This window comes from Synechococcus sp. R55.7, assembly GCF_047461955.1.
Classification (GTDB): Bacteria; Cyanobacteriota; Cyanobacteriia; order Thermostichales; family Thermostichaceae; genus Thermostichus.
Window position 1 is genome coordinate 1 of record NZ_JANSIC010000163.1, and the last position, 5859, is coordinate 5859.

6 protein-coding genes are annotated in these 5859 nt (G+C 61.2%); all 6 read left to right on the forward strand.

Annotation, left to right across the window (positions count from 1 at the left end; all coding sequences use genetic code 11):
- Positions 1-170 precede the first annotated feature (170 nt).
- Positions 171-854 carry a hypothetical protein gene (locus tag NW820_RS09135; RefSeq protein ID WP_414342254.1) on the forward strand — a complete coding sequence of 228 codons (684 nt, stop codon included), beginning with the start codon at positions 171-173 and terminating at the stop codon, positions 852-854.
- Between the two features lie 36 nt (positions 855-890).
- Positions 891-1814, forward strand: a complete 924-nt coding sequence (locus NW820_RS09140) for an ABC transporter permease (protein WP_414407316.1) — start codon at positions 891-893, stop codon at positions 1812-1814.
- A gap of 347 nt (positions 1815-2161) precedes the next feature.
- Complete coding sequence (locus NW820_RS09145; RefSeq protein ID WP_414330801.1) at positions 2162-2314, forward strand: photosystem II protein Y; 153 nt, start codon at positions 2162-2164, stop codon at positions 2312-2314.
- Positions 2315-2348: 34 nt separating this feature from the next.
- The gene (locus NW820_RS09150) at positions 2349-3449 is read left to right on the forward strand and encodes an NAD(P)/FAD-dependent oxidoreductase (protein WP_414407317.1); all 1101 of its coding nucleotides are present in this window, start codon (positions 2349-2351) and stop codon (positions 3447-3449) included.
- Positions 3450-3626: 177 nt separating this feature from the next.
- Entirely contained in the window at positions 3627-4532 is a 906-nt protein-coding gene (locus NW820_RS09155) for a 6-carboxytetrahydropterin synthase (RefSeq protein ID WP_011432318.1), read from the forward strand.
- 10 nt (positions 4533-4542) lie between these two features.
- Entirely contained in the window at positions 4543-5859 is a 1317-nt protein-coding gene (locus NW820_RS09160) for a DNA double-strand break repair nuclease NurA (protein ID WP_414350687.1), read from the forward strand.

Below are 5859 nucleotides of genomic sequence, written 5' to 3' on the forward strand. Positions count from 1 at the left end.
CACTTTCCCGTGAGAAGTGTCTTGAGCTGAGGAGCTGAGAAGAGGGCTGGCTGCTATCTTTGTCGGATGGCCCTCCTTGGTCTTGTTGAATCTCTGCCCATGCTGCTGTTGCTGACCAATCTGATTGCCGTTTTGCTGTTTTTGCTCTGCCCTTAGTGGATGCTGAGTGGATGCTGAGGCGGGAGTTCGGCGGAGCAGGGGTGCTGGCGGGAACCTTTGGCCTCATCGACCCGCAGCAGTTGGGAATCCCGGAGACTTTGGCGGTGGGTTGGATCCCAGGGTTGAGCTGGGCCTGGGTGCTGTTGGCGCTGTTGTCATGTCTGGCTCTGGGGATCAAGGAGCGGCAAGTGCGGGCCCGCTGGCTGTACAGCTTGGGAGTGGTCGGTCTGGTTCTATTTGGGCTGGGCTTGCTCTGGTTTTATGGGGCAGTGGGGGCGGTGAATGGGGCGGCCCTGGCGGAGGGGATCCCGCCGGCTCGGTTGCCGTTGCGGCGGTTCAGCCCTTCTTTGGCTGGCTATGCCAGCTTTGCCTATGCCCTGCTGCTGTTGCTGCTGGGGCGGCTGCAGTTGCCGGGAGGAAAAGCTTTTTTGGTGCGGCAGCGGCAGATCATCGTACCCCTGAGTGCCTTGGGGGCGGCGGTGGCAGCAGGGGCGGTGGTGGTGGGGTTGCTGCGGCCCGGCTTAGGCTCCTCGCCCGATTCGCCTTTTTTTGTAAAGCTGAGCACCAAAGTGGACTTGATCACCTACACCTTTTCATTGCTGCAGGCGGCCTGTTGCCCGGCTATTTCACGGATCCCTTGCAGGCAGCCCAGGTGGAAATGGACTGCGATGAACGCTCAACTTGAGTACCTCTGAGCGGAGATCTCGTTTGCGCTGGCGCTGCGGAGCAATATGGCAACTCTGTTTTGGGCTTTGATCCCGGCTACCCTGCGCTCCACTACCCCTCTGTTGCTCACGGCCTTGGGGGGCATGTACTCCGAACGCAGCGGCGTGGTCAATATTGCCCTGGAGGGGATCATCTTGTTTGGGGCTTTGGCGGCGGCGGTAACCACCCAACGCCTGGAAGCTTCCCTTCTGGCCCAGACTCCAGCAGCTCAGGTGGGTTGGATCCCTTGGGTGGGTTTGTTGGCCGGCGCCTTAGGGGGGGTGGCCATTGCCTTTGTGCATGCGCTGATGTGCATCCGCTACAGAGCCGATCAAATTGTCAGCGGCACTGCCATCAACCTGTTGGCCATGAGCGTGCCTTCGCTGGTGCTGCAATCGTTCTACGGCAACACCACCAACTCTCAAGAAATTGTCAATCGGCTGCCGCTGTGGCATGGGTTTAGCCCCTTGGTGTATCTGGCCTTTCTGTTGGTGCCAATCTCCTGGTGGTTGCTGTTCAAAACACCCTGGGGCTTGCGGCTGCGAGCGGTGGGAGAGCATCCTCAGGCTGCTGCCACCATGGGGGTGGATGTCCTGGGTATGCGCTACGCGGCGGTGCTGCTCTCCGGCCTGTTGGAGGGCCTGGCGGGGGCCTACCTTTCCATTGGCTTTTTGAACCAGTTTGTCCGCAACATGTCAGCAGGAAAGGGCCTTATCGCCTTGGCAGCGATGATCTTTGGCAAGTGGCACCCCTTCGGGATCCTGGGCGCGACGCTGTTGTTTGGGGCCACCGACGCCCTGGCCATTCAACTGCAAGGGGGAGATGTGATGCCGCCCGTGTTGATCCAGGCGTTGCCCTTTGTGTTGACGATGGGGGTTCTATCGGGAATGCAGGGCCGCGCCCGCCGCACTCGTCCGCCGGCTGCCTTGGGCAAAATCTACAGCAACTGAGAAAGAGCCCAGAATTAAGATCCAAGTTGCGGGCTTGGGCAGCAGTTAGTCAGGTGATCGGGGTCGATTGCACATCCCTGGTGGGTGCGCTAGTTCTGGACGCGATTCTCAGTGTGGGCCTGTTGGCTCCCGCCTTGGCAGCCCAGATGGGGCAAAGTCTGTCCGGTAGGGATCCCCATTTGGGTTTATTCTGGACTTAGCCATCTTTCCAGAGTTGCACCTCAGCTTGTGCGGGATCCAGAGTCGAAAACGGTTTCACCCCATCGGGATTCTGGCGGTGGCCAACCCTGGAGGCTCTTGTTCCAAGCAGTCGGTAAATCAATCTATGTTAGGGGGGGATGAAAACCATGGACATTGATCTCCGTCCGCTGATCGTTCTGTCGCCCATTGTTTTGGTGGTTGCCTGGGCTGCCTACAACATCATCAAGGCTGCCATCAAGGGAGAAGCCAAGCTCTTCGGAGAGAGGGGCAACAACCCCTTCGGCAGAGGCGGGAGCTGAACGTGCGGATCCGGTCACAGCTGGCAGGCTCAGTATGCTAGGCGAAGCAACCCAGGCAGCGGTAACCCCCTCCGAGGGAGCCCGCTCAACATCCGCCGATGTGATTGTCATCGGGGCGGGAGTGGCCGGTTTGGTGTGTGCAAGGCAACTGCTGCGGGCGGGGCTGCGGGTTCTGGTGCTGGAAAAATCGGCGGGCTTGGGCGGGCGCATGGCCACCCGTCGAGTTGAGCACGCTGGGCAAACGGTGCCAGTGGATCATGGGGCTCAATACCTGACTGCCGATTCGGATGGCTTTTATCGCTGGGTGAAGGAGCTGCTGGGCCTGGGGCTGCTGGCGGAATGGACGCGCTCGCTGCATGTGCTGGATCGAGAAGGGCTGCGCCCAGAGGATCCCAACGATGAAAAACCGCGCTATGTCTGCCCTCAGGGCATGACGACGCTGGCCAAACACCTGGCTGCCCCGCTGTCGGTACACACCCAAACTCGTGTGGTCAGCCTCAAACCTTTGGTAACCACCTGGCAATTGAGGGCGGAGAACGGCCAATGCTACGAGGCTGCTGCCCTGGTGGCGACAATTCCGGCCCCCCAGTTGCTGCCCCTGCTCCGGGAAGGGATCCCTTTGGCTGAAAACCTGTTGCCTCTGCTGGAATCCGCCCAGTATCAACCCTGCCTTGCGGTTTTGGCGGGCTACTCTGAGCATACGCCGCCTTGGAAGGGGATCAAGTGCTTGGAGGATCCGATGTTGGCCTGGCTGGGACTGGACAGCAGCAAGCGCCTGCAGCCGCTCCCGCCTGTGGTGGTCTTGCATGGGGGGGCGGAGTGGTCATCTCTGTACTTGGAGGCCGGCCCCTCTGAGCTGGAAAAGGCCGGTCGAGAATTGCTGGCCCACGCAGCCCAACGGCTGGATCCCTGGTTGGCTTCGCCACAATGGATGCAGGTGCACCGTTGGCGCTACGCTTTGCCTTTGGAAACCACGGGATTGGCCAGCTTAAGCACCCGTGTGCCGGTTTCCGCTGCTGAGGGATTGCCTTTGGTTTGTGCCGGCGATTGGTGCGCCGGAGGGCGCGTAGAGGGGGCTTGGCTCTCAGGACACAATGCCGCCAAAACCTTGCTCGAAATGCTTTCTGGGAAATGAGGGTATGCACAGGCCGACCCGGTCGGCAGGGCAAGTGCCTGACCTGGCGCAGGACAGAGATGACGGCAAGACCACTGGGAGGGTAGGCTGAGGGCCGCTGAGAATTTCCACCCTCTGGGCCGGGGAGTGTGTCAAGCTAAAGGGTGGATCCCCCGGCAGATGCTCTCCTCTCCACTCATGTCCAGAATCTGTACAATCTACCGCCGTGCGCAATTTGCCGCCAGCCATCGGTACTGGTTGCCCGAACTCTCAGAAGCCGAGAACTTAGCCCGCTTTGGCCCAAATGCCCGTTTTCCCGGCCATGGCCACAACTATGTGCTGGAGGTGGGCATGAGTGGTGAGGTGGATGACTATGGGATGGTGCTCAACCTCTCGGAGGTGAAGCAGGTGATCCGGCAGCGGGTGATTCAAGATCTCAACTTTGCTTATCTAAATCAAGCTTGGCCGGAGTTTGCCCAAACCTTGCCCACTACCGAGTTTATCGCTTACGTGATTTGGCAACGCCTGGCCGATGCCTTGCCCCTAACCAGCGTCCGTCTGTACGAAGATCCTGAGCTTTGGGCCGAATACCGAGGAGAAGCCATGCAAGCCTACTTGACTGTTGCCACCCATTTCAGCGCCGCCCACCGCTTGGCTCTGGATCACCTGAGTTTTGAAGAAAACAGCGCCATCTACGGCCTCTGTGCCCGTCCCCACGGCCACGGCCACAACTACGGCCTGGAGATCACCGTCAAGGGATCCATCGACCCGCGCACGGGGATGATCGTGGACTTGGCGGCCCTGCAGCGGCTGATCGAGGAGCAGGTGGTGAAGCCGCTGGATCACACCTTTTTGAACAAAGACATTCCCTACTTTGCCCAGGTGGTGCCTACTGCCGAAAACATCGCCCTCTACATCCAGCGGCTGCTGACTCTGCCCCTGCGGGAGCTGGGGGTGCAGTTGCATCGGGTTCGCCTGCAGGAGAGTCCCAACAACAGCAGCGAGGTCTACGGGGAGTTTCCGCTGGAAGAGCTGCTCAACTCCTCAGAAGGACAAGATGTGGCTTCTTCCGCTTCTGGCAGCCGTATTGCCATGCAGGGCTGATGCGGCCATCATGTTGGATCTGGTTAAGCTGAGCGGGCAAATTCCTGCGTTCACCCGGCACCTGCAACAGGAGTCGAAAGCCAGCCAAGAACGCCTCCGCCAAGCCTGGCAAGTTTTCGAGCGCTGGCAGCAGGAGCCGCAGGTTTGGCAGTCCCGCTGGGCCGAGTGGGGATCCCATCTGTCGTTTGTTTGCGCCAGCCCCGCCGAGCCGCCGGAAGCCTGGGGATCCCTGCCCAAGGTCGAGCCTCTGCAGGGGCGACACACGGTGGTGGCCACGGATGGATCCCAGATTTTGCCCAGTCACCACGAGATTGCCTACTGCTCGCTGATCAATGTTGGGCGCGTGGTTCTCCACTACGGCACCCAGGAGTGGCCGCTCCTGGACAGCCAGCCCCTGCTGCTGTATGGAGATGGGCCCCTTGCCCAGCAAAACCGCTCAGACTCCCCTCTCTCGGAACCGCGGGCAGAAGGGTTGCCGAGGGCCCCCCTTAACCGGCGAGACTCTCGCCCGCAGCGCGCTCCAGGTGAACGCAATCCTACCAGCGGCACGGAGTCCTCGTTGGGGCTGGAAGAGATACTGGCCTTACGACGCTCCCAAGCGGAACTGGAGGAGCTGGCTCGTTTGGCCCTGTCGGTGCCCCGTCGCCGCACCACGCTGGCGCTCCTGGATGGATCCCTAATCCCTTGGGGACTGGAGCCTCTGCCCCAGTCGGCCCGGCGCCCCTGGTTGGATCCCATTCTGGCGACCTTGGAGCAGTTGCGGGCGGCCCGCATTCCTCTCGTGGGTTACATCAGCGCCTCCCGCAGCAGCGAAACCCTCAACTACCTGCGCTTGGGGCTGTGCCCGTACCTGGGCTGTGACTGCTACCGCTACTGTCCCGGCGAGAAGTCTCCTCCCTGCCATCCCTTCGCCCCCCTGGCAGACCGCGTTTTTTGGGGATCCCTGCTGCAGCCGGGAGAGCGCAGCCCCCTTTGGCGCAGCGGCGCCAGCGTGTTGGACGCCTTCGGGGAACACCACGTCCACTGTTGTTACCTCAATGTTGGCGAGGGATCCCTGGGCCAAGCCGAAATTGCTCGCCTGGAGTTTCCCGCTTGGGTGGTCCAGGATGCGGAGTTGCTGCAGCGGGCTCTGGCAGGGGTGCTGAGCCAAGTGCACAAGGGCTTTGGCTACCCCATCGCCTTGGCGGAAGCCCATCATTTGGCGGTGGTGAGAAGCGGGGATCGGCAGCGGTTTTTTGCCTTGATCGAGCAGGAGTTGCTCCGGGCCGGCCTGCGCCACGTGGCCGTCTCCCGCAAGGAAGCCCAGAAGCGGAGTGGCATTGCCTGA